This window comes from Gimesia panareensis (assembly GCF_007748155.1).
Classification (GTDB): Bacteria; Planctomycetota; Planctomycetia; order Planctomycetales; family Planctomycetaceae; genus Gimesia; species Gimesia panareensis.
The window spans coordinates 5,759,061-5,784,044 of sequence record NZ_CP037421.1 but is presented as its reverse complement, the minus strand read 5'-3'; the positions used below and the strand labels follow the sequence as shown (position 1 = coordinate 5,784,044).

Here is a 24,984-nt window from a genome sequence, read left to right as displayed (position 1 = left end):
TAAGGTAGGATGTATTCGTTAATGTTCTTTATAATTTATCGAGCCTGGCAGTCTGACTCGTGCTGAATCTCTAAGAGGTTGGGGGCCCCCTGCCTGTTTCCCGGTCTGATTCTGTCGCGGAATGCCTGAGTCCCACTTGATGCATTTCTGAGAGAGAAAGTCGAATTTATGGTTTCCAAGAGAAACATGTCTTATCTGGCTGTAGTTTGTTTTTCCGGCCTGTTACTGGCGGGGGGCGGTTTTTATTCCGCGGCGACCGCACAGAAACCCCTGGAGAATGAAGGGGATCTCTCCAAACGACTGAAGCGGATTCCCGCGACACCTCCGAAAGACAGTTTGAAGGGGTTTAAACTGGAGCATGATTTCAAGCTGGACCTGGTAGCAGCTGAGCCGGATGTGATGGATCCGGTCGATGCCTGCTTCGACGAGAACGGCCAGATGTTTGTGGCAGAGATGCGGGGTTATCCCTACCTGCCGGACCAGGTTCCCGATTACTTCGACCGGCCGGTGAGAAAAGAAGCGGGCGTTGTTCGACTGTTGAAAGACACCAACGGCGACGGGAAGATGGATCAGAGCTTTGTCTTCGCGGACAAGATCACCTGGCCGACTTCCGTCTGCTGCTACAACGGGGGCGTGTATGTGATCGCGCCGCCGAACATTTACTATTTCAAGGACACTGACGGCGATAACAAAGCGGATATCCGCAAAACCGTATTTACCGGACTGCGGACGAACAATGTGCAGGGCCTGGCGAACAATATGAAGTGGGGCCTGGACAACCACATTTATTTTGCCGGGGGAACCAATGGCGGTTCGATCCTGAAAGACGGAAAGGAAGTGATTCCTGCCGGCCGTCGTGACTTGAAAATGAACCCCAAAACGCAGGAGCTGGAAGCGGTTTCCGGGGGTTCGCAGTTTGGTCATTCGATGGATGACTGGGGCAACCGGTTTGTCTGCAGCAACAGTAACCACATTCAGCATGTGGTCTATCCGAGTCACTACCTGAAGCGGAACGCTTATCTTGCTGTACCGGGTGTGCTGCGAACTGCGGCCCGCAAGGGGGCAGCCGCTCCCGTTTATCGCCAGAGCCCGCCGGAGCCTTATCGCGTGGTGCGGACCGCCCGTCGGGCCGCGGATCCTAATTTCCGCAAGCGACTTTCGCCAACCGAACTGGTGGCCACCGGCTTCTTTACATCGGCGACCGGTGTGACCATCTATCGGGGTGGTGCCTATCCTAAAGAATATCAGGGGAATGCATTTATCGGCGACGTGGGGGGCAATCTGATCCATCGTAAGACGATGGGGGCCAAGGGGGCGACCTATGTTGCTTCCCGGGCGGATGAAAACACGGAATTTGTGACTTCTCCGGACAACTGGTTCCGACCGGTGAACTTTGTGAACGCACCGGACGGGACATTGTGGGTGCTGGACATGTATCGGGAAACGATCGAGCATCCGTTCTCGATTCCCGAGGATCTGAAACGTCACCTGGACCTGGAAAGCGGTCACGATCGGGGCCGCGTCTATCGTCTGCTGGGGCCGAACAACAAGGTCTTCCCGGTTCAGAAACTGGGTAACATGCCTGTAGATCAACTGGTGCTGCAGATGGAATCTCCCAACAGCTGGAACCGGGAAACCGCGCAGCGACTGATCTGGGAGCGTCAGGATAAGACCGCGATTCCTCACCTGGTCAAACTGTTTAAGACCTCTGAGAAACCGCTGGCACGTCTGCACGCCCTGTGGACACTGGACGGTCTGAACGCACTGGAAGCAGATCTGCTGCTGACGGCGCTCAAAGACCCGGAACCCGGCATTCGGGAACACGCGATCCGTCTGTCTGAAAAACAGGCCCAGGAGAATCCGGAACTGGCGAAAGCCGTGCTGGCACTGGTCGATGATCCTGAGTATCGGGTTCAGCTGCAACTGGCCTTTTCACTGGGAGAATTCGACAAGCAGACGGCAGTTACCGGTCTGACCAAACTGGTCAATTCCCCGGTCTATGATGGTGATATGCAGGTAGCTGTGCTGACCTCGTCTGCCGACATTGCCGGTCCGCTGGCAGTGAATTTTCTCAAAGCGACTCCGGGGAGCCTGTCCGGCAGTAAGCGTTCGCTGGTGACGGAGTTGCTGCGAATTGCAGGAGCGAAGAAAGAGACAGGAGATGCGTTGTCAGTACTGGAATATGTTTCCGGCGATTCCGTTCCGCTGGCACAGAAACAGCTTGTGCTGGGCGCTCTGGGTGAAGGTCTGGGTCGTCGTGGTGCTTCGCTGGCGACATTACTCAAAGACAAGCAGCTGGACCCGGCCATCAAAGCGCGGTTTGAGAAGATGATCTCGGATGCGGTGGCGATGGCGGAAGATGAAGCGCAGCCAGTGGCAGACCGGGTGGCTGCGGTTCGCCTGCTGGGATTCTTTGATTTCAGTGCGGGAGGTGAAGTGCTGTCTGAGGTTCTCAATCCGCGGTCGTCTCCCAAGATTCAGCTGGCTGCGGTAGAGGCCCTGTCGCGGATGGAACACAAAGATGTTGGCCAGGCACTGCTGGCCAACTGGTCGGGTTTCAGTCCGGCTGTGCGGAACGAAGTGATCGATGCGATGCTGGGTTCCTCAGGCAGGATCGACAGCCTGTTGCAGGCGATTCAGGGTAAACAGGTCAAGCTGAATGAGATTGCCCGTGACAAGAAGGATCTGCTGATGAATCACCCCAACAAATCGATTCGCAAGCGGGCTCAGAAGGTTCTGGGCAGCGACGTCAACAGCGACCGGGCCAAGATCGTGAAAAGCTACGAGCCTGCTCTGGAGCTGTCTGGAGACGCGGAACGTGGCCTGGCGATCTACAAGAAGAACTGTGCCGGTTGCCATCAGGTCGGGAAACTGGGCCATAATGTCGGGCCGAATCTGGCGACCACGAAAAACAAGTCCGATCACGATCTGCTGATTGCGATTCTGGATCCGAGCCGCGAGGCACAGTCGAACTACAACACTTATACCGTTGTGACAGAACAGGGTAAGCTGTATTCGGGGATTATCGCTGCTGAGACAGCCACCAGTTATACGATCCGCCGTGCAGAAGGAAAGGAAGATATCATTCTGCGGAATAATATCGATACCCTGCTCTCGAATGGAGTATCACTGATGCCCAATGGTCTGGAGAAAGAGATCACGCCGCAGCAGATGGCTGATCTGCTGAAGTTCATTAAAACGCTGGAAGCACCTCCAGAGAAAAAGTAATCAACTGCTTTCAGAACCATGTAAAAAAAACAGCCCCGTCAGAATTCTCTGGCGGGGCTGTCTGCTTGTTGTCTTACGAGTTGGGGAATGGTTTACCAGTCCATCCCGAGGCTGATAGAACCACCAAGCAGGCTCAGGTCACCAGATTCACTGGCGGCTGATCCGGCTCCGTTCCACCAAATGCCATCCCAGGCAGCACGGACAAAGACCAGGGCTCCCGTCTGCAGGACAAAGTCAGCCTGCATACCGATCTGGACTTCAGCGATGCTCAGAGACTTGTTTGAGCTGGTCTGGGCGACTGCATTGACCGGGCCGGGGGTGGTGTCGACTGCTGAGTATTTGGTAGTACCCCACAGAGCGGAGTATTTGGCACTGGAGATCAATGAGAGGCTGGAAGTTCCTTTGGAGCGCCGATCCCATAATCCGAGAGGCCGACGTGCTTCACCGAAGACGACGATCCCGTTCCCGTCGAAGCGATGCCCCACATCGGAAGCGACGGCGGCACCACTGGCTGTACCGTATGCCTGGTAAGACTGACTGACCGAAGCGTGACGATAGCCACCACCGAAAGTGGTCTGCCAGCGTTCAAAGTTCAATTCCTGACTGAGGTCGACGTCGATGGTATACAGGTTCATGCTGCTGGATGCGACCATGTAGTCTCCTGCCTGGCCCCCGGCAGACACACCGCCAATGGATGTTTTGGTAGGCAGAGCGTTGAAGAATGTAAAGTTGTTTCCGGCAACGGCACTGGCACCAGAGCTATCCTGGAACTGGAACCAGCGAACCTGAGCACTCAGACCTTCGTTGTCGATCAGACCCAGATTGATCCGGGGTGCGGTCTGGTAGCTGTAAGGAAAGTTATTCGAGGTCGTGATAGTTGACGGTCCGGTCTGGTCTTCGGTGTAGAACGCGGTGTCGGTATCAAAACCCGGTTTCAGGAAGACGGCTGCAGCTCCTGCGACAATGCCCAGCCGTTCGTAGGTGCTTTCTTCCAGGTAGGGATCTTCGATCCAGTCACCCTGCGTGTATTCTTCCAGGGGGCCATAGTATTCACCGCCCCCATAATATTCACCGGAGGCAGCAGGACTTCCGTCCGGCATGGCGATCGGAGATAAATCAGAAGTACGGGGCGATGAAGGGGCGAATGAGACAGCATCGACGGCAGCCGGCTGGTACTCTTCATACTCATAGTCTGAGGTATTGGATATTCTGAAGACCCCTTCAGATTCATTAGATGGTTCGACTGGGAAATCTGTTTGCGCAAGCAGGGACTGTGAGGAAATACAGCAGATTCCCGCAATTATCAAGCCAACGAATCCGTTCGTTCTCATAGCTTAATCTCTCCATTTCAGTTCAGTCTTGAAGGTTCCATTTCAAGCTGACTGAAAGATGCTAATTAAAAACTAACCGCTCCGACAAAACACAAAATTGTGATTTCAGAGTTTTTTTGTTCGTAAGTACAGCAGCAACCGGGGCTATGTAGACAACCCGCTGTCATAATTGATCGGCTCACTATCGCCCCGAAGACCATTAAAAACGGTATATCTTGAAAAAACAGTACGATTTTTCGACCGTCCAGTCTCAAATGTATAGTTTTTCCTGTCGTTGTAAACTTCCTGGATTAACAGGGTGTTGAAGTCAAACTGGACTTAAAACCTTTATTTAGAGTGGTTTGTGATTTTGGAAAAAAATGAGAAATGGCAGTCTGCAGAAGTGAATACTGGTTAGTTTTATGAAGGCCACTCGTCTGTATGGTGAGATTTCCAGGTCTTGACTGGGGGCCAGAGGTCCCCATCGTTTCTGGAATCCAGGGAAAATGCAGCGACAGACTCTGATTTTTGGCGCTGTCATGATTGTTATAAGTGGAATCCACCAGTTATATTTTACCTATTTTGTGCAAATTTCTTTGACATCGGTTCAGACAAGTTTTTAGCATCAAAGTCTGGATTTCTGTGTTTACGTGAAAATAGAGAGTTATGTGGGCCTGGGTAGAAAATAACAGGCAAATTTTCGCAGAAATCTGAAAAACAGATTCAGAGATTAACAACCAACAATACAACACAGACTGGCATTCAGGTTCGTACTGAAATCAGGTGAAAAGAGCAGCATTCTTACACCAGTTGCAGTACAATGCCGTGGTAAATTAGAGTTTATGGGAGACAGCAGATGTTACTGACATCTTGGGTTGAGTCGATGCGAGTTGCTTTCGAAAAAAGCCGTAAGGCGACCTTAAATCCTCGTCGTCGACTCCAACTGAGAAGTGGTCCTTCTATGGCGCGTCAGCGGATTCAGCGCCGGATTGCTGTTGAGCAATTAGAAGATCGAACCCTTCTGACCTCATTGATTATCAATCAAATTACTCCCGGGCTGGGTTTGACACTCAATAATTCGGTCCTGGACCCTGATGCCGATGGTATCTCGAATTTTGATACGATCCTGTTTGAGGATCTGACGATTGATACCACCACGGGATCTGCTGTTTCAGTCGATCTGGATAATCTGACCTTTACTGACCCGTTCCAGATTCTGTTCGACAATGTTTCGATCAATGCAGACGCGGGAGTGGGCGTTGACATTCAGCTCTCGAATCTGCTGGCTGATACGATAGCAGTCGACAGTTCGACCATCACAGGCGGTCTCGGGAACGCCTTCAATGTTGATCTGACGAATGTCACCTTGAATGAATTCAACATCATTGATTCAACGCTTTCCGGTCAGGCCGGTGCGGGTGTGACTCTCGGGCTGAGTGCTGCGACGGTTGAGGAGACCTCAGTGCGTCGTTCGACCATCGACGGAGTGGCGATTGACGTGGCAGACGGTTCTGTCCTGCGTCACACCACGATGGCAGACAACACCATCGCAGGCACGTCAGGTAACGATGGCGTGAGTGTGAACATTGTGGATTCGATCGCGGAAGAACTGCGATTGACCAATAACAACAGCATTCAGGGCGTGGCGATCAATGTGGACGATACTGCTGCCGGCGGGGCAGCACTGCTGACTGAGCTGTTCATTCACTCTAACCTGATAACGGGCAATACCGCTGGGGACGGGGTTCGCCTCGATCTGAACAACGTGGATCAGTTTGTTTCGATTACCGGCAATACCATCTCATCCAACTCCGGAGACGGGATTGTCTTCAACCAGACCGACGGCGATCTGAGTGGTGATATTTCAGATAACAGCATCGCCAACAACAGCGGTCATGGTATTTACTTCACTCCTTCCACAACCAACCCGGTACCTACCGGGGACGGGGCACCCGGTGTGCCTCCCTATGCCGGGATTCCGGGACCGACCGATAAAATTGACTTTTCCTCTTCACGCAATGAAGTCCAGTTGATTACGTTCGCTGGTGTACCCTCTGGTGGTACCTTCACGATTTCCTACACCGGCGGAGACGGAATCACTGAAACCACCGCGGGAATTCTGTCAACGGCGACTGATTCCCAGGTGAAGCAGGCGATGGTCAATGCCTTTAGCGGAATCAATTTCGATGACATTCTGGTGAATGGTAATTTCCAGGATGGTTTTGAAGTTGAGTTCGTGAATGCTGCCGGTGGACAAAACCAGAATCTGCTGACCTTAAATGCCAGCGGTTTCAACAGCACACCGGCTTCAGTCGCCGTGACTCAGGATACCTTGAGCAACGTGAGCGAAGTGCAGCACCTGGAACTGTCAGCCACACCTGCGTTTGGTACGTTCCAGATCAACTTCCTGGGAAGTTCGGTGGTACTGCCTTACACCTCCATGAATTCAACAGATTTAGAAGCAGAATTGAATCTGATCGCTTTTGATTTTGTAGATGGAAATGGAAACCTGCCTTTCCAGGACAACCCGATCCAGGTGGTTTCTACCGGCACCGGTTTCGATATTATCTTCCTGGATTCGCGCAGCATGCACGACCTGGATATTCCCCAGATTACTGTGGATACGAGCGGACTGAATCTGTTCCTGGTTGTGAACCAGGGACCCGCAGAACTCAATCCCAATAAACCGGTCGATCAGATTATCACTTTCCAGGATGTCGATGGAAATAATGTGACACCGACAGGTGGTTCTTTCACTCTGACCTTCCAGGGAGAAACCACGAATGCGATTCCCGTCAGTACCAACCCGGCGACGATGATTGCCAATATTGACGCTGCTCTGGAAGCGTTGTTCTCCTCCACGAATAAAACCGGTACTGTGGGAGACTTTATCGTATCCGGTGATTTCACCAGTGGATTTACGATTGAGTTCAATGAATATCAGCATCTGGCCATGCTGGGATTCAATGACCCGACCTTCGGTTCATTCCAGTTGACATTCCTGGGACAGAACGTGACGCTGCCCTATACGGACTCCATTCCCAGTATCACTGGTGCTGCCAATATTCAGACCGCTCTGAACGGGATCGCTTTCGGGTTGGGCTATACCGATAACCCGGTCAGCGTGACCGTCAGCGGCAATGGCTACGATATCATCTTCCTGGATTCCAGAAGCCTGGCGAATATCGATATCGACCAGATTGCCACCAATGCCGACCGCATGCGGTTTAATATCATCATGGGCACCCCGGTTCAGGGATCCGGGTCTGTCAATGAAATCCAGTCGCTGGATTTCGAGAATACCCAGGGCGCTTTTCCGTTTACCTTTGCCGCGAACAATGTTGATATTACCAATCCTCCTACGGGAGCTGCTTTCACACTGACATTCCAGGGAGAAGAGACGGCGGGGATCATCATTGATACCGACCCGGCTGTGACAGCTGCGAACATTGATGCCGCACTGGAAGCATTGAGTATTGCGACCAGTGGTGATGATTTCGATGTGACGGGTGATTACGTCAACGGATTCCGTATTGAGTTCCAGGGAGATTTCGAGCTGGCCAACGTGCCTCTGATCGTGGCCAATGTTTATCCATTGGACGTGACCCCCAGCACTGCTGTGGGGAACTTTAATCTGGCTACCATCAATCCGATGACCGGCGATCCGGCCCTGGTAGAGCCGAACGTCTCGGTCACCACTTCTACGACGACCGAGGGGGTTGGCGATAATGAAATTCAGACGATTTCATTTCCGAACTCTCCCGGCGGTGGAACATTCACTCTGGATACCGTCAACAGCACCAATGGTCCGGTCGTGCTGAACTTCGATGCGACTGCAGCTGAAGTTCAATCTGCTCTGGAAAGTCTGGATGCCATCGGTGCCGGAAATGTTCTGGTAACCGGCTCTGCGTTAACCGGCGGCTTTGATGTGGAATTCATCGGAGATTTCCGTGCTAATTCTCCCGGCGATACCATTCTGGTCGATGACAGTGGTATTCTGGTTGTGGTTCCCACAGTGACCACAATCGCAGAAGGGACGACGATCAACGAAGTCCAGGAAATCAGCGTCGCTGGAACACCGACCGCGGGTGACTTTACCCTGACCTTTGATGGTGCGACTACGGGAGCAATTGCCTACAATGCGGATGCCGCTGCAATTATCGCAGCGCTGGTTGCACTTCCCACGCTGAATCCCGGTGATGTTCTGGTACGGGGCACTGCCGATACCGGCTTCGAAATTGAGTATGTCGGAAACCTGGCAACGATCAACACTCCCCAGATTGTCGTGGACGATACGAACCTGACCGGGGCCAGCATGACCGTGAAAACCACAACCGTAGGTGGCTACCTGCGAGGGATTCGTGGTAACTCCATCACCGGAAACTTTGGGGCCGGTATCGAAATCGATCTGGAGATGTATACCTCATTCTACGGCGAGATTGTCGGTAACACGATCAGCTCCAACCAGACCCAGGGGATTAACCTGGTCGCTGCAGATCCGACCACCCTGAAAAGTGTTGATTTCAGCCTGAGTGTTGACGGCAATACGATGGATGACAACCGTGGTGCCGGTGTGGCTGTCACGATGCAGGATACCGCTGCTGGCGACATTAGCATTACCAACAATACGATCACTGGATCCCGCAATGATAACAATGTGACCACACCGTTTGCCGGTGATGCGATCTATGTCGATCTGATTGGTACCGACGTCAGCTTCGAAGCCTTTAACCAGTTGCGTGATCTGACCATCGATGGCAACTACCTGGGTACCGATGCCAACAGCACCGCAGGTCTGGGGAATGCCGGGCACGGGATCGGGATTCATATTGAAGAATCGACGATTATCGACCGGACAGAGATCTCCAATAACGTGATTGCCAATAACACCGGTGACGGGGTGAACTTCCACCGGGAAGACGATGCCCGCGTGGGACGTGCTGTCATTGACCCGATCGTCGGCGAAGAACGAGCTGTGATGATCCACGATAATATCATTACCACCAACAGTGATGGTATTGATATCCTGGCCCAGAACGGGAACCTGACCACGACCGATTTCGAGATTAAAGACAACATTATCTCAACCAATATTCGGGACGGTCTCAGTCTGCATGCGGAAGCGGATGCCACAATTTATGCGGACGTGATCAATAACCAACTGACCTTGAACAACCGCAACGGGATTGAACTGACCACGCGGACTACAGATACAAGCTATTTCGGAACGGACCGTCGTGATGTGTCTGGTACCTGGATTCAAAATACAATCAGCAACAACGGCTATCATGGGATTCGGATTTCCGGTCGCATCGGTAATCGGAATATGCTGTTCATCGGTCTGGACGGTGTCGATCCCATCACAGGCGAAGATCGCGGTAACATGATTGAGGGCAACGCCCGTGACGGGATCCAGATCGCAGCGAATCAGGACCGGATCGAGGGGAATGTGAAAATCGCCAATAACTCGGTGCTCTCTAACTCCACCGGCGGTATTGAACTGACCGGGGAAAGCCTCAATTCATCCCTCGATAATAACCTGATTGCCTTCAATACCGGTAAGGGGGTGGATATCAATTCCAACAGTCAGACCATTTTCCTGCGTGAAAATATCATCACGGAAAACACAGCGGACGGTCTGGAAATTCTGGCTGCGAATCGAATTCTGTTCACCGAAGATGGGGTTGTTCGCGATGTCAGAATTGGTGGCAACGCTCTCACAAGTCTGACAGCCATCGGTAACTTTATCGACAACAACGGTGGTCGCGGAGTCGACCTGCAGACGGAAGAGCAGGCTGATTCGGATATCGTGTTTGGTGATGGAACCGAAAAAGGGGCCAACCGCATCGTTTCCAATGCTCTGGAAGGCTTTTATGTGGTAACGACTGCTTCCCGGGGACAGAACCAGGATGCGGACAGCCTGGCCACCCTGGATGCCACGGGGGCCGTTGAAAGTTCCCATGCCGATATGGTGCTGAATATCAATACGAACTACATTCAGGATAACGGGGTGAACTCTGACTTTTCCTCCACTGGTCTGGTGTTGCGGATCGGTACCATGGCAGGAGAGCATACTGACTGGTTCAGCCATGCCCCGGGTACCGATGCCGGTACGGGAGCAGAGGGGAGTGATTTTGGTGACGGTCGTTCGAACGTGTCTGTGACCAATAACGAGTTCGAAGGTAACTTCGGTGAAGACTTCTATGTCGAATCATTCACTTCGACCGTGGATCCCAATACGACCACTGCTAACTGGGATGCCAACGCGAATCCTCCTTTCCGTGTGACCGGTTCTTATGAAGGAGATCCACTGGCCCGGTTGAACCTGGTATTTGAAGGAAATACCGGAAACGGGATCAACGTTGTGAACTTCGGTGCCTACTATGACAATTCCGAGCCGGTCTTCAAGTCTCGACTGGCTAATGGATCACCAGCACCGAACCCGGATGGACCTTTCCGGTCTGCCACCCGTCGTCGTAACGCACAACGAGTTGCATCACGAACCAACCTCGCTCCCTTCAGTGCACCCAATGCGGCTCCGACTGCCGTCGGTACGGTCGCAACCGCTTTCCTCTCCTCACCGGGCGGACCGATCCAGATCACGACGACTACGGCGCATGGCCTGACTTCAGGAAGTATTGTGGAAATTACAGGTGTCCGGTCAGATGAGCTTGGCTTTTCCCTGACTAGCTCTATCGCCGAACGCTTGAGTCCGGTCAACGGAGTGTTCTATATCGATGTGATCGACGCTTTCAATTTTACATTACGCAGTACTGAAGGATCGATTCTGGGAAATGTGAGGCAAAACTTTGGTACCTGGTCATATAACGAGCAAAGCCGCTTAACGGGTTCATTTCTGTATCCCGGCATGGGGGTCAGCACCTTCCGGATCGCCCAGGGATTTGACGGAGTTGGTAACGGCTTTCAGTCGGGGGATTCGTTCCTGACGGAATGGGTCTATGGAACCACTTTTGGTGAAGAGAATTTCGACTGGGATACCTGGGTTCCGGATGATGACAGCTTCCTGCTGCCCTCAACCAGCACCTTCCTGATGGCTGACCTTTCGGTTGCAGTACCAGATCCGACAACTGGTGCGATTACCGATCCGATCACGATTTCCTTTACCGAAGATGTGAATGGGGTTGATATCAGCGACTTTATCCTGTGGCGGGATAACGTGGCTGTCGCTTTGAATTCCTCCATGCTGACGCAGATCGATGCCCGGACCTTTGAGCTGGATCTGAGCTCGGTCACCGGAGGGGAAGGGGAATATCAGTTACGACTGATCAATGATGGCAGTATTACTGATGCCAAATACATCAGCCCGTATTCTCCACTCTTTGGAAATTCTCCCACAAACTTCCTGATGTTTGGTGATGTGGAGCGGTTCACCGTCGACACGACGGCTCCCACTGCTGACATTGTTGATGTGTCACCCGATCCACGCAGCGAAGCGGCTGGCGAAGTAGTAGTTAACTTCTCGGAAGATGTGCAGGGGGTAGACCTGAGCGATTTCACCGTCACCATTGACGGGGGAACGCCGATTAACCTGGCGTCAACTCCTGCTACGCTGACTCAAGTGACAGGCAGCCAGTTCATTCTGGATATCAGCAAAGTGACCAGCCTGTCTGGAAATTATGTTTTGACCCTGAATGCAGCCGGCTCATCGATTACCGACCTGGCCGGCAATGCCCTGGCATCCAACGCCAGTGACAGCTGGTTGAATGATACACTGTCACCGATTGCCCAGTTTGTGAATGTCGTAGACCCGGTCGCTCCGGGGACAGATCCCGGTTTTACAGTCACGCTGAATTTCTCGGAAGCTGTGACTGGTCTGGCTTTGTCCGATTTTACTCTGACTGATTCCGATGGCAATGTCATTGATCTTTCAACCACCTCTGCCACACTGGTTCCGGTCACTGCATCGCAGTACCAGATCGTCCTGGGGACGCTGGCTGACAATAACGGGATCTACACGCTGACCTATCATTCGGAAGGATCTGCGGTTCAGGATATCTCCGGCAATGAAGTCGCCGGACCTGCCTCAGAAACCTGGCAGAAAGGTGTGGAGGTCATTGCTCCCACAGCCGGTATCCAGGACATTACCCCGGATCCCCGTCCGTCCGGTTCGGCAGTCGGGATTGTGACAATCAACTTCTCTGAAGATGTGACCGGTGTCGATATCAGCGATTTTCAACTGCTGCTGGACGACGGCAGTGGTCCGATTCCAATTTCACTGGCAGCCCTGTCTGTATCAGCCCTGAATGCATCTACCTACCAGATCGACCTCAGTACCGTAACCACACAGGACGGCGATTACACGCTGAATCTGCTGACAAATGGATCGATTCAGGACCTGGCTGGAAATACGTTTGTGGCCGGAGCCTCTGACAGCTGGCGTACCGGTGGGACAGGGCCGGTCGCGACGATTCAAGATCTGCCGGCCATCCTGGTCACAAATGCCGGTATCGTGACTGTGACCTTTGATCAGGCTGTCACCGGTGTTGACATCAACGATTTCAATCTGACGCTGAATGGTCAGAACGTCAACCTGACTGGTCTGGCCGTGGTTCCGGTCAGCGGCAGCCAATACCAGATCGACTTGACTACCGTCACAGAGATCTATGGAAATTACACTCTGACCGTAGTTGCAGCCGGTTCCAACATCCGGAGCGTTTCCACGCTCGATCCAATGTTGGCCGATGCTTCTGAGTCCTGGGTAGCCAGTTCAACAATCGATCTGAACGGTGGAAGCCCCGTCTTGACGGACGGTGTCGATACGGTTGCCGGCGATGGGGTTGTCGGTGATGGGACCACGGGGTCTCAGACTCTGCGTGCCGCGGTTCAGGAAGCGAATGCTCTGGCTGGTTCGAACGTGATCGAGCTGGCTGCTGGTACCTATGTATTGAGCATTGCCGGTGCCGATGAAGATCTGTCCGCCACAGGTGACCTGGATATTAAAGATAACCTGACCATTCGCGGGCAGGGGGTTGGTGTCACGATTATCGACGCCGGTGCCCTGGACCGTATCTTCCAGGTCTTTGCCGGCGTGACTCTGAACCTGGAAAACCTGACCATTACCAACGGTGCGCTGACCGGCAGTGCCGACGGTGCGGGGATCCGCAACAGTGGTACAACAACGTTGACGAACGTCGAAGTCACAGGCAACGTTTCTGAAGACAGTGCTGGTGGTATTAACAACACGGGCCTGATGATCATCGTTGACAGTACCATCTCAAATAACAGTGCTGTCGGCAGCGGTGGTGGTATCCGGAATACCGGTTCGTTGCAGGTAACACGCAGTACCCTGTCCGGCAATACTACGGAGCGTGATGGTGGTGCGTTGTTCAACGCTGCGACAGGAAATGTGACGCTCTCCAATACGACCCTCTCCGGAAACCAGGCTGCACGCAGCGGTGGTGCCATCCGCAATACTGCCACCCTGAGTGCGATCAACAACACCATGACCCAGAACATTGCGGGAACCGTGGGTGGTGCAATCTCCAACTCCGGAATTGCGACGTTGCAGAACGATCTGATCCTGGACAACTCGGCTGCCAGCGATGCCGACCTGCAGGGGAATTATAACAGCCTGGGTGGAAACCTGGTTGGTGTCGTGGGAACGGCCACCGGACTGGGGGGAACCGACATTCTGGGTGTTGCCGATCCTACGCTCGTCCTGGACTCGAATCTGGCCGATAATGGTGGTCCCACACTGACCCATGCCCTGATCCTGGGAAGTGTTGCCATCGATGCAGGTGTTAACGCGAACACCGATGCTCTGGAACAACGCGGCTCACAGAGAATTCTGGGGTCAGCCGTGGATATCGGGGCTGTCGAATACGGTGCTTTCTTCGTCAACAGCGATCTGGATACGGTTGATGCCAGCATTGGTGACGGGATTGCAGCCGATGCCAATGGTAATATCACCTTGCGTGCAGCCATTATGGAAGCGAATGCCCTGGCAGGCGATTCTCTGATCGTACTGGGGGCAGGGACCTATGCTCTGACGCTGACAGGTACAGGGGAAAATTCTGCCTTCACGGGTGACCTGGACATTACTGATCTCACCGGCTCTCTCACCATTCTGGGGGCGGGTAGCGGCCAGACCATTATCGATGCCAGCGGACTGGTAGACGATCGTGTCTTCGATGTCCTGTCGGGTACTGACCTGACATTGCAGGGGCTGACGGTGACCGGTGGTAATGCCGTTGGTGCCAGCGGTGGTGGTATCCGTAACATCGGTACTCTGTCTCTCGTAGATGCGGCCGTCGACGGAAACACAGCAGAGTTAAACGGCGGTGGTATCCTGAACGGTGAACTGGGGCTGCAGGGAACATTGAATATTTCCAACAGTGACATCTCCAACAACAGCGCTGTTGACGGTGCTGGTATCTACAACAACGATCAATCACAGGTGACGATTGTAGATTCGGCAGTGACGGGGAACACTGGTAGTGGTGATGGTGCCGGTCTCTATAATGACCTGCAGGCAACCATCGACATTACCCGCAGTGACATTTCCGGCAATACCGCGGCACTCGATGGTGGTGGTATTTATAACAACGATCTGGCCAGCCTGACCATTACTGACAGCAAGGTGAACAACAATACGGCCAACCAGGGTGGTGGTATCTTCAATGAAGAAGCGGCTGCACTGACGGTATCGCGGACTACCGTTTCCGGGAACACTTCAACCCTGGGTGGTGGCGGTATCTACAACGATGGTGGTGTCGCGACTCTGACTCAAGTCTCGATCCTGACCAACACGTCTCACCTCGATGGTGGTGGTCTCTACAATGCGACCGGTGGTCAGGTCACGATTACGAATGGTTACTTTGATGACAACTCCGCCGATCGAGACGGTGGTTCAATGGCCAACTACGGTATCACCCTGTCCGTCAGCGGTACGACTGTTCGCGACAGTGACGCTCTGCGATTTGGTGGCGGTCTTTACAACGATCAGGAAGAAGGGACCGTCAATATCTTTGACAGTTCCTTTATCAACAACCTGGCTGTCACCGGTGGTGGTATTTACAACCAGGAACTGGGGGTCATCAACCTGGATCTGTCGAATGTTCTGCAAAACACTGCTACCAGTGACGGTGGTGGTATCTTTAATACCGCGAATGCAACAATTACAGTCGAGCGGACGACCGTTGATGGAAACAATGCTCTGAATGGTGCCGGTATCTATAACGATGACGGGGCACAGCTCAATCTGCTCGACAGTACTGTCTCTAACAACGTCGCCTCAGGTGATGGCGGTGGTCTGTATAATAACTCCATCATTCAGGCCAGCGTGGTCAATGCCACGATTTCCGGAAACGGGGCTGCCAACAATGGTGGTGGTATCTTCAACAGTGAAGAAGGAAGTGTTGAAGTCACCAACGTGACGGTCTTCAATAACTCTTCAATTACCGGTGGGGGGATCTTTAACCAGGTCGATGGTTTTGTCACCGTGGCCAATACGATTGTCGCCGGTAATTCCACGACTGCACCAGGGCCGGATGTCAGTGGTGACTACAATTCACGGGGCAACAACCTGATTGGAGTTGGCGGTATCTCCACCGGCTTCACTGATGGGGTTAATGGTGATCTGGTCGGTTCTTTTGCAACGCCCATCAGCCCGGGGCTGGGAGCATTGCAGGACAACGGTGGTGCCACCTTCACCCACGAACTGCTCGGGGGAAGTCTGGCCCGTGATGCCGGTAATAACTTCTATGCACCTACCGACGATCAGCGAGGATTTGCCCGTCTGTTCGATGGTGATGGAAACGGTTCACTGATCGTCGACATCGGTGCTTTTGAATCCGGATATATCGTCACCGGATTCGGGGATTCGGTAGATGCTGCTCCTGGCGACGGTGTCAGCGTGGATGCCAACGGGCAGAGTACACTGCGGGCAGCCATTATTGAAGCCAATACTCGTGCTGGTGCTGACACGATTCTGTTGGGAACCGGTGTTTACACGCTGTCACTGTTCGGCCAGGGCGAAGACAACGCTTACTGGGGCGACCTGGACATTACCGATGACCTGACCATTATTGGTGCCGGTTCCGGTAAGACCGTTATTGATGCAGACAACCTGGATCGTATCTTCGAAATCTTCGGTGGCATCAACGTCTCCATTCGGGGCGTCACGCTTGTGAATGGCGATGTAACCCGGGTTGAAGACGGGGGAGCTATCCTCAACTTCGGTAATCTGACACTGGAAGATGTTGAGATCAGGGACAGCCTGGCAAACCGGGGTGGTGCCCTGTTCAACAATGGCGTCGTCACCATGACGAACAGCTTCTTCCACGACAATACTGCAATCGCTGATGGGGGAGCCATCTTCAATAACGATTCCGGTACAGCGACCATCGATCTGAGTACGATAACCGGCAACAATGCTGAAAACGGTGGTGGTATCTATAACACCACTGGTGGTACCCTGGAAGTAACCGACACGACAATCGACGGCAATACCGCGACTGTCGCCGGTGGCGGTGTCTATAACTCAGCTGAAGTGGCTGTGGGTAATGGTGAAGGGGGCAGCGGAGGAGATGTACCCGATCCTGATCCGACACCGACATCTCAGTACCACATTGACGTCGTGTTTACTGATACCAGCCTGACGGCCAGCCAGCAGGCTATTTTCCAGCAGGCCGCCGATCGCTGGAGCGAAATCATTCTGGGTGACGTTCCCGATGTGATCATCTCTGGAATCGGACTGGTCGACGACCTGCGGATTGAAGCTTCCGCACCAGCCATTGATGGCGTGGGAGGTATTCTGGGTCAGGCCGGACCGACAGCAGTTCGTACGGGAACCTTCATTCCAGCGACTGGTGTAATGCAATTCGACAGTGCCGACGTGGCCAGCCTCGAAGCCAGTGGTCAGTTGGTGGATGTGATCCTGCATGAAATGGGACACGTCATCGGATTTGGTACTATCTGGGACAGTCTGGGGCTGATTCAGGGAGCTGGAACTGCCGCATCGAGTTTCCTGGGTACAAATGCGATTGCCCAGTACAATGCCCTCCTGGGCCGGAGCGTCACAGCGATTCCACTGGAAACCAATGGTGGACCAGGTACGGCTGATGCCCACTGGTCTGAAACGGATCTGGACAATGAGCTGATGACCGGATTCCTGAACTCAGGAGTAGCCAACCCGATCAGTGCGATCACAATCGGCAGCCTGGCGGATCTGGGGTACGTGGTTGATCTGGGAGCAGCGGATTCGTATCCACTCCTGGCTCCCGATGTGCAGTATCTCACATCCCCGGAACCATCTCAGTCACTGGGGCAGATGCTGGATGCCGGTCCGATGATCGTGCTCGGAGAAGACGCCTTTGCAGGTGTGGAAGCCGGTTCGGGAACGGTCACCATCTCCAACAGCACCATTTCCAATAACTTTGCCGGAACCCGGGGGGGTGGTTTGCTGAACGAAGACCCGATCGAGCTGTCCAACGTGACAATCTCCGGCAACGAAGCGGGCAAAGAAGGTGGTGGTATCCACAACAGTGGTGAGCTGACCATCAACAATACCACGATCTACAACAACACGACCGAAGGTTCAGGCGGCGGTATTCACTCTGTCGCTGATACGGCCACCGTCGATGTGAAAAACACCATTGTGGCCGGTAACCAGGCTCTGGTGAGTGGAGACGACGTAGAAGGGGTCTTCACCTCACAAGGTCACAACCTGATTGGCTCCCGTGGCAATTCGGTTGGATTTGTAGATGGATTCAACAGCGACATTGTCGGTTCGGATGCTCAACACATCGATCCGTTCCTGAGTCCGCTGCAGGACAATGGCGGCCCGACATTCACCCACGCTCTGCTGCCGGGCAGCCTGGCGATTGATGCCGGTGACAATACCGATGGAGTTGACATCGATCAGCGAGGGGCCCTGCGTCCGACTGACACGACCAGCGATATCGGTGCTTACGAAATTGTCACGCCGACGATCAGCATCACTGATGTCAGCCAGGTAGAAACCAATTCCGGAACCACCGAATTTGAATTCGTGGTCTCGCTGTCGAACGCGAATGTGGATGAAGTATCCGTTGATTTTGAAACGTCCAATGGAACCGCCGTCGCAGGTATCGATTATGCCTTCACGACCGGACGAGTTACCTTCTCAGCTGGTGAAACAACCCAGGTGGTTCGGGTGCTTGTCAATGGTGATACGGATGTAGAAGATCACGAAACCTTCTTCGTCAACCTGTTCAATGCGAACGGGGCGGCGATCGCCGATGATCAGGGGCTGGGAACCATTCTGAATGATGAAGCCTCGATTTCGATCGATGATGTATCGGAGATGGAAGGTCCTGTGGGGCTATCGACCAACTTTACCTTCACCGTTTCACTGGCGACTCCCGTCGCAGGTGTGGTGACTGTTGATCTGCAGACCGCAGATGGCTCTGCGACCCTGGCCGACCTGGATTACGACCAGTTGCCCCTGCAGACGATTACCTTCAATCCGGGAGAAACCGAAAAGACGGTTACGGTAGTTGTCAATGGTGACACAGCGATTGAAGCGGATGAAACCTTCAGCGTCGAACTGTCGAATGCCAGCAGCAATGCGACAATCGCAGATGCAACGGGCATCGGTACGATTGAGAATGATGACTATGCTCTGCTCTCGATCAGTGATGTGACCCTGACAGAAAACTATGGCGGTGGAGCAACAACTGCCTTCACCTTTACCGTCTCGCTGTCTCAGGCAGCCGGTGCTCCGGTGACGGTGAATGCTTCAACAGCGGACGGAACGGCCACAGTCGGCGATGGAGACTATGTCTCCTTCACCAATGTGCCGATTAACTTCTCAGCCACTGAAACGAGCAAGACCATCACGGTTACCGTCAACAACGATGGTGTTCCGAATGAAGGAAATGAAACCTTCTACGTGAACCTGTCCGGTGCGGTAAATGCCAACATTGCCGACGGAGAGGGCCTGGGCACGATCGTGGAAAACGGTATCGTGGTCGATACAACGGCTGACATCGTCAATGCCACTGATGGCCTGACCTCGTTGCGTGAAGCCATCGATGCTGCGAATGCTTCTGCTGGTGTCGATAACATCATCCTGCTGCCGGGAATCTATGATATCTCGATTGCGGGAGGTGGTGAAAATAACAACGCCACGGGCGACTTCGATATCAAAGACGATGTCAACATCTTTGGTCAGGGGGCTGGCACCACGATTATCGATGCCCATCAGCTGGATCGAATTTTCGAAACATCGGGTGGTGTGAATCTGCACCTGTCGAACATGGAACTGCGAAACGGTGATGCCGATGACGGTGGTGCGATCCTGGCTCAGGGACCGACCACACTGAATCAGCTTATCTTCCGTAACAATAATGCGGACTTCCTGGGTGGTGCGATCGTGAGTGCCTCGACGCTGGATATTCAGGATGCCCAGTTCCTCTACAACCATGCCGGCTTCCAGGGCGGTGCGATTTATCAGTATACTGATACAGCCACTGTGGGACGCACCACCTTTGAAGGGAATACCTCCGATGCACGTGCGGGAGCGGTTTATGTTGCACCCGGGGCCACCTTTGACGTTTCCCAGTCGCTGTTCTATCTGAACGCGTCCGGCAGCCGTGGTGGTGCTATCTTTAACGAAGGGACTACCGTCTCTACCAATACGACCTTCTCGGAGAACCATTCCGGATCACGTGGCGGTGCGATCTTCAATGCTGATACATTGACGGTGATTAACAACACCTTGACCCTGAATACGGCCGACAGTACTGGTGGTGGTATCGCGAATGATACTGGTGCCTTTGTGACACTGTTCAATACGATTGTGGCTGGCAACAGTGCTGCCCAGGGGAATGACGATCTGGGTGGTGACTATGATACGGCATCCAGCTTCAATAACCTGGTCGGCAACATTGATACAGCAACCGGCCTGACCGACGGTCTGAATGGGAATATCATCGGATCTCTGACTTCACCGGTAGATCCCAATCTGGGTATCCTGCTGGATAACGGTGGTCCTACTCGGACGCATACACTGCTGTTCGGCAGTGCGGCGATTGATGCTGGCCGTAACAATGGTGCTCCGCTGGTCGATCAGCGTGGTCATGCCCGTCCGGTGGATGGGGATAATGACGCCACTGCGATTACCGATATCGGGGCCGTCGAACTGCAGTCACCACCGCCCGCTCCACTGTATGGTACCGGTGGTGATTCGACTGTCGTGGACGAACAGACCAACATCCAGATTTCGGTCGTCAAAGATCGTACCGTGGTCTCCAGCGACGGGCATACTTTCGCTCTGCCGGGCAATGTTGACTGGGTCGACGAGTGGGATTCGTTCTGGGTTGAAGTCTGGGTTGATACCGCCAGCGGATTTGGTATTTCCGATGTGCTGACAAATATCGCCTACAACACAGCCTACTTCTCGGCGACTTCAGTTGAGTTCGGTTCAAACTTCAACTTCAACCGCACCGTGGTCATCGACGATGAGGCGGGGGTTGTCCGGAACCTGGGTGGCAGCACCATCCAGTCTAATGTCGGTGGGACCGGCTATGCTCTGCTGGCCCGGATCAAGTTCGAAGCTCTGGCCAACGATCAGGTCGAAGTTGATCCTTCCGATCTGACTCTGAAGCCACTGCAGTTGGGACTGGATGTTCAGAATACGGAAATCAGTGTTGCGGGTGTGGGTGAAGTCACGGCGAATGTCGGGGCGCTGCCTGAAACAGACCTGTATCCGGTGATCTACGATATCAATGACGATGATGCGATCGATTTCCGCGATCTGACGTTCTTCGTATCGGCTTACAACCAGAAAGTGCTCAATGCCTCTTCCGAGTTTGCAGCCGCCCTGGACTTCGACAAGAGTGGTCGGGTTGATTTCAAAGACCTGACCTTCCTGGCTACCAACTACAACAAACGGAAGAGTGGAAACACTGAGGTCAACTTCCCCGCGAACTTCGGTCAGAAGTGGATCGGAACACAACTGGAAGTTAACAGTGGTGATGACACGATTGACGAGGTCGTAGCAGCAGCCGTCGATACCTGGGAGACCGCTCTGGGGCTGGATGAGCCTCTGAACGTCCAGGTCATCGTCCAGGACTTCGGTACTGCCCAGTTAGGCTCTGGTCAGACCACGGAATACAATGTGGACGGAGTTCCGGTGGCAGGACGGGTGGTCATCGATGACGACGCGAACGGCTTAGGCTGGAATGTCGATCTGACCGATGCTCCTACGGCCGGCGGATACGACCTGTATACCGTACTGTTGCACGAAATCGGACACGTTCTCGGGTTCACCCGTTACTATGCCGGATTCGGAAACCTGGTTCAGGCAGACGGCAGTGGAAATCTGACCTTTGTCGGCTCCGATTTCACGGTTGATCTGGATTCAACAGGACTGCACATCGATGATCCTGCGATCGCAGATGACCTGATGAATGACACGCTTGACCCCGGTGTTCGCAAATCGATTTCTGATCTCGACGTGAAGATGCTGCTCGAAGCTTATGCGAGTGCTTCGGGTGGTTCCGGCAGCGGTTCACCGAGCCCGATTTACGGAACCAACTCGGTACCGACTTCAGAGCCGGTTGAGCCGACTCTGATTCAGAGCACCGAAGCGGCACAGACCTTCGTGGCAGAATCGACCGTCAGTATGGCTGCTCCAGCTGTGATCACGCCATCGAAAGAAGAGAATACAGAGGATGGCATTTCGCAGACTGTGTCCTTCGACGCGATTCAGCCTTCACTGTACGATCAGGACCTGGTGGCTGATCGCAAGATCCTGGATGGCAGTCTGCTGGAAGATCTGTACTCTGCAGACTATGAAGACGGACTCTTCGATCTCGAGACCGATGATCGGGAACTGGTCTTCGCCCATGCTGATGATGAGTTGGATCTGGGAGCTGACTACCAGCTGGATCAGGAAACGATGGACGATGCCTTCAGTAACTGGGAAGGCCCCCTGTTCTAAGGATACGTTTCCAATTATTCCCGCGGGAATGAATTGACACTCAAAGTAATGCCCCTCTGCGGCAGTTCGCTGACTGCAGAGGGGCATTTTTATTTGCAGGTAGTAGCAGGGCGCATCTTTCCTCCAGCGGGGCAGGGCGGTAAGATAAGAGAGGTACACCCTGAGTGAGCTGGTGCTGCTTGCGGGGCCTTGCTTTACGATTGTGACTTGAGGGGAGATCGAGACCTTGAATCGATGGAAACCAGCCATTACGGGCTGCCTGCTGGTGTGGTGTTTTGCAGTGCATCTGACCGAAACCGCTTTGGCTGCAGAATGGGGGAAACTGACCGGGCAGTTTATCCATACCGGTCCGCGGAAGACGCCGGAAAAACTGGAGATCAGTCGCGATCAGGAAATTTGTGGTAAATTCGATGATCTGATCGTCGATCAGTCACTGGTAACCGGGAAAGACGGCGGCCTGGCAAATGTGTTTGTCTACCTGCGGGAATCCAAACTGAAGGATTCTTTGATTCACCTCGATTACCTGAAGATGCCTGAGACCGTTACCATCCAGAATAAAGGCTGCATCTTCCAGCCCCATGTGGCCGGGCTGTGGGTAAAACGACAGAAGCTGCAGGCCGTCAACAAGGATCTGTGTGCCCATGGTTTCCAGGTGAAAGCCTATCGCAATATGAGCCTGAATCAGTTGCTGCCTCCCGGAAAAGAACTCTCGCATCAGTTTGAAAGTGGAGAAAAACTACCACTGCGGATGAGCTGCAGTATTCATCCCTGGCAGGAAGGCTGGCTGGTGGCGTTGAATCATCCCTATTTTGCGACATCAGACGATACGGGACGGTTTCAGATCCGGAATCTGCCCGTGGGGGAGTGGGAGTTTCAGCTCTGGCACGAAAAAGCCGGTTATCTGGCCGCCCGGGAGGATTGGAAACGGGGACGTCTGAAGCTTAAAATTAAACCCGGTAATAATGATCTGGGAGTGATCAAGGTCGCTCCTGCTTTGTTCACAGGCAAGTAAAAACAATTCAAATATGCGACTGTTGAGCTATAACATTCATAAAGGGATCGGGGGGCGTGATCGTCGTTATCAGCTGGAACGGGTGATCGGCGTGATCGAACAGGAAAACCCGGATATCATCTGCCTGCACGAAGTGGATCGCAACGTCAAACGTTCCCGCTTTAATAATCAGCCGAAGATCTTTGCCGATTATTTCAATCTGGCAGAGTCGCTCTATCAGTTGAACGTGAAGCTGAAAACAGGCGGGTATGGAAATCTGATTCTCTCCCGCTGGTCCTTCCTGACACAGCATCAGATTTCTCTGACCAACAAATGGCGAAAAGCCCGAGGGGCGCAGATTGTGGTCATCGATTCGCCTGAAGGCCCGTTTCAGCTGGTCAATTTTCATCTGGGGCTGGCTGAGAAAGAACGCCACTGGCAGATCAATCACCTGCTGACACATCGCCTGTTTCAGGAAGGGAATGACTATCCATCCCTGATCGTGGGGGATACGAACGACTGGCGAAACACGCTGGCGAAAGGGACATTCTCAGAGCATGAATTCCAGGAAGTGACTACGCCCCCCTCCCGCTTTCGTTCGTTTCCTGCTTACATGCCTGTGGGCACACTGGATAAGGCGTTTGTGCGTGGTTCGATTGGCGTCAAACATGCGCGGGTGGCGCGTTCTAAACTCTCGCGACAGGCGTCAGATCATTTGCCACTGGTGATCGATTTTCATCTCAACGAGCATGCCAGTGAGTCGATAAAAAAAGCGGAGCAATGACGGGGGTCATTACTCCGCTTTCGATTGATCATTCAGCATTCAAGTACTCAGCACTCGAATTGCCGGTCTGACTTATTTTGCTGGTGGCATTTCGTCTTTTTCGATGAAGTCACCAAACGTTTTGCCTTCGACAGGACTTGGCATCTTTGCAGCTGCTTTGATCGCTTTGACGATCTTGTCTTTGTCGGTTTCTTTCCGCTTGTCCAGACCTTTACCAACGGCTTCACCGTAGGCGCTCTTTTCCTTTTTGGTTTTGCCAGGGTGGCAGATACCGCATTTTTTGGAAATCAGCATTTTGGAGTTGGGATATGTTTCCGCCCAGATCTTTTTGAAGTTAGGACGAGCTTCAACCTGCTTTTCACCACAGATCAGAGTCAGTCCGGCGATCGCCAGGCCAAACAGTAACGCTGCTTTTACAGTAGTCATTTTCCGCATAAAATTCCTCATATTCTTCTAAAAAGTAAGTGACAGTTAACTTAAGAAGCTCTGGCTTGAGCCAGCCGGAAACTTCGGTCAGTGGTTGCCCCGTATCACAAGAAGTTCAAGTTTTCGAGTCTCAACAAATTGTGTAACTACATTAGAATACTCAGTTTCCACGCTGTCAACGCACCCAAGGATTTCGAATCTAGAATCTCTCATTTGAAAAAAACGGATTATGAACCCTTTTCATTCCGGATGAAAACAGCTTGAACCAGGGTGGGCCAGTTCAGTTGAGTGGTGTCGG

General features: G+C 53.1%; 6 protein-coding genes. 4 read left to right on the top strand and 2 right to left on the bottom strand.

Annotated elements, in window-relative coordinates; all coding sequences use genetic code 11:
- Positions 1 to 186: 186 nt before the first annotated feature.
- Entirely contained in the window at positions 187 to 3,228 is a 3,042-nt protein-coding gene (locus Enr10x_RS21525; protein WP_197997318.1) for a PVC-type heme-binding CxxCH protein, read from the top strand.
- A gap of 92 nt (positions 3,229 to 3,320) precedes the next feature.
- Here Enr10x_RS21525 and Enr10x_RS21520 read toward each other — a convergent pair whose 3' ends face one another.
- Complete coding sequence (locus Enr10x_RS21520; RefSeq protein WP_145451322.1) at positions 3,321 to 4,559, bottom strand: hypothetical protein; 1,239 nt, start codon at positions 4,557 to 4,559, stop codon at positions 3,321 to 3,323.
- A gap of 835 nt (positions 4,560 to 5,394) precedes the next feature.
- Here Enr10x_RS21520 and Enr10x_RS21515 point away from each other — a divergent pair.
- The 3 genes from Enr10x_RS21515 to Enr10x_RS21505 all read left to right on the top strand — a co-directional run bounded on the left by Enr10x_RS21515 (position 5,395) and on the right by Enr10x_RS21505 (position 24,260).
- Positions 5,395 to 22,485, top strand: coding sequence for a choice-of-anchor Q domain-containing protein (locus Enr10x_RS21515; RefSeq protein ID WP_145451321.1), 17,091 nt, complete (start codon positions 5,395 to 5,397; stop codon positions 22,483 to 22,485).
- A 226-nt stretch (positions 22,486 to 22,711) separates the two neighbouring features.
- Positions 22,712 to 23,497: a hypothetical protein gene (locus Enr10x_RS21510; protein WP_145451320.1), complete on the top strand. Its 786-nt coding sequence runs from the start codon at positions 22,712 to 22,714 to the stop codon at positions 23,495 to 23,497.
- 13 nt (positions 23,498 to 23,510) lie between these two features.
- A complete protein-coding gene (locus Enr10x_RS21505; RefSeq protein WP_145112533.1) occupies positions 23,511 to 24,260 on the top strand; it encodes an endonuclease/exonuclease/phosphatase family protein in 750 nt (249 codons plus the stop codon).
- A gap of 72 nt (positions 24,261 to 24,332) precedes the next feature.
- Here the strand turns inward: Enr10x_RS21505 and Enr10x_RS21500 are convergent, their stop codons facing one another.
- On the bottom strand, positions 24,333 to 24,686 hold the full coding sequence (locus Enr10x_RS21500) for a hypothetical protein (protein WP_145112531.1): 354 nt from the start codon (positions 24,684 to 24,686) through the stop codon (positions 24,333 to 24,335).
- Positions 24,687 to 24,984 lie beyond the last annotated feature (298 nt).